Source organism: Mycobacterium sp. (assembly GCF_032162605.1).
Lineage (GTDB): Bacteria > Actinomycetota > Actinomycetes > Mycobacteriales > Mycobacteriaceae > Mycobacterium.
Map to the genome: position 1 here is coordinate 1 of NZ_JAVROT010000593.1, position 2,553 is coordinate 2,553.

Here is a 2,553-nt window from a genome sequence, read left to right on the forward strand (position 1 = left end):
GGGGTGTGCCCCGGCCGGGGCACACCGCCACTCAGCCGACCATCTATCTCTGCAACCTCTGCAACGGCTTCCTCCACGACGGCGCCGACCCAGCCCGGAGCCGCCGTCCGACCATCTCGCGACGCGCGGGCTGTACGGCATTCGCGGGTGCGCCATCCGCAAAAGTGAACGACAACTCGCACCGGGCGCGTCAACTGCCTGCCGCTCGCGCGGCGAATCACCGCCGCCCACCCAACTCTGTACCCAGTGCACCGGCGCCCATACGGTCTCCCGCGAAGGCAACCACCGAGTGTCGGCAATCCGCTCCCTCTGGCGGCCTCACCGCTCACTAACCGACTTCGAAGTGCACGCCGACAGCACGGGGACGATCTCGTTAAAGGTGGTTCCGACGGTTTCATTGGGTTTCCGGCGGTTTTCATTAGCAGGTTTCGGCTGCCGGGAATCGGTCGCCGAAGGTGATCGCGAACGCGTTGAACACCGTTAACGAGATGGTCCCCGACCCAGCGAATGCCGACCGACTGTGGACGGTCTCCGAAGAACTGCTCAAGGCCGCCGAGTCGCGATTGGCGAGCTGCCGAAATCCGGGGCGACCTGTTCAGCAGCGCTCCCCAGTTCGATGCCTCCCCCCACCAGCCCATCAGTCTTCCGAGGGCGTCGAGTTGGTGGTCCTCTTCCCACGGGCGAGTTCCACGAGCTGGCGCGGCACGTCCATCCGCGGCAGCATTACTTCGATGAGCCACGCATGTTCGGGGTCCGAGGCACCCTGGAGGGCGTCCTGCAGCTCGCGGACTGTTCGGACCTTCGCGGTGCCTACGTCGGTGCCGCCCAGGGCGGCGGGCAGCTCTGTCCAGTTCCACTGGACGATGTCCTGATAGTCGGCCGTTGGGCTCTGGAGCAGCCGCTCGACCGTGTAGCCGTCGTTGTTGATGACGAACACGACGGGCCGGATACCGCGGGCGAAGAACGTACCGAGTTCCTGCACGGTCAGCTGCGCCGAACCGTCCCCGATGAAGAGGACCGGTCGCCGATCGGGCCGGGCCAACGCGGCGCCGAGCACGGCTGGCAAAGTAAATCCGATCGACGACCACACCGGCTGGCAGAGCAGGTCGGAGTCGAGTGGCAGCCGGAGATCGAGCACCCCATACAACGCCGTCCCGATTTCAGCGGCCACTGTCGTCGACGGCGGAAGCCAGTCCTGCACCCGTGCCCAGAATCGTTCGTGGTTCAGAGGTTCGTCCGGGTTCCCGCCAGGGACGGACGCGGGCACCGTGGCCGCGATCGAACTGGCGTCGGCGAACTGGCTGTTGCTCACCAGCTGGTTGAGGACCTGCAGCGAGTCCTCCAGCCGCACACCGGGGTACACCGCCCGCCCGATCCGCGCGTGATCGAGCGCAAGCTCCACCGCGAGGGCAGAGCTATAGCGGTGGGTGAAGGATCCGGTGGTGAAGTCGCTCTCCACCGTTCCGGCCATGACCAGAAGTGAACCGTTGTCGATCGCTGCCCGGGCCTCGTCCGACCGGGTGGCGGCGCCGACATAGGTGCCCAGGCTGGCCGGATCGTCCTCATCCAGCAGCGCTTTCGATCCGGGCTGGGACGCCACCCGGACCCCGGGCAGTCCGGCGAGTTCGGCCACCATCGTTTCCAGGCCTCGGCGATGTATGCGTGGCCCGGCCAGTATGGTGATCCCCTTCTCGTCGGCGAGACGACGTTCGAGGGCCATGCGGAACGCCTCGACCGCGGCAGGCTCACTACCCACGCACCGCAGAGGGATCTGCAAAGGTTGGCCGAGGACCGGCGCGTTCGCCACGTCCAGAGGCACACCGAGGTAGACGGGCTTGCTCGTGTTCAGTGCGATCTGCAGGACCCGGTCGATCTCCTGCGCCGCGGTGCGCGGATCCAGGACCGCCTGCGCCGCAGTGACTTCACGGGACATCCGCGCGAACCGCAGGAAATCACCGTCGAGCAAGGTGTGGTGCAGCGGGGCGCGGCGCTCGATCGCCGCACGCGAGGGCATGCCGACTATGTGCACCACGGGTACGTCTTCGGCGTAGCTGCCGGCGATGCCGTTGATCGCCGACAACTCGCCCACCCCGTGGGCAGTGACGAGCGCACCGAGGCGGCAACCCGCCCGGGCGTATCCGTCTGCGGTGTAGGCGGCATTGAGCTCGTTCGTCGATCCCGACCAGTCGATGCCCTCTACGGCGAGCAATTCGTCGAGTAGCGTCAGGTTGTAATCACCGGGCAGCCCGAAAAGATGGGTGACGCCGAGCTGTACCAGCCGCGTCGCCAGGTAGGAACCGACGGTTGTCGAGGTGGTAGCGGTTGTCATTGTGATTGCCTGACTTCGATGTGAATACCGGACGCTCTCCGGCCGGGTTGGGTGGGCAGCGAGATTCAGCCGACCGCTCTGTCCGCGTCTTCCCAGAACTTGGCGCGCAGCGCCTTCTTGTCGGGCTTGCCCAACGCGGTCATCGGCAGCGAGTCCACCACCACGACCTGCTTGGGCGACTGCACCGAACCCTTGCGGTCCTTGACCGCGGCCTGGATCTCCGA

2 protein-coding genes are annotated in these 2,553 nt (G+C 66.5%); both read right to left on the bottom strand.

Annotated features, from left to right (window positions below):
• Positions 1-637: 637 nt before the first annotated feature.
• On the bottom strand, positions 638-2,329 hold the full coding sequence (locus tag QOI01_RS33455) for an alpha-keto acid decarboxylase family protein (RefSeq protein WP_526388088.1): 1,692 nt from the start codon (positions 2,327-2,329) through the stop codon (positions 638-640).
• A 65-nt stretch (positions 2,330-2,394) separates the two neighbouring features.
• Positions 2,395-2,553 (bottom strand): hypothetical protein (locus QOI01_RS33460; RefSeq protein WP_526388090.1); only part of this gene is annotated, 159 nt, incomplete at its 5' end.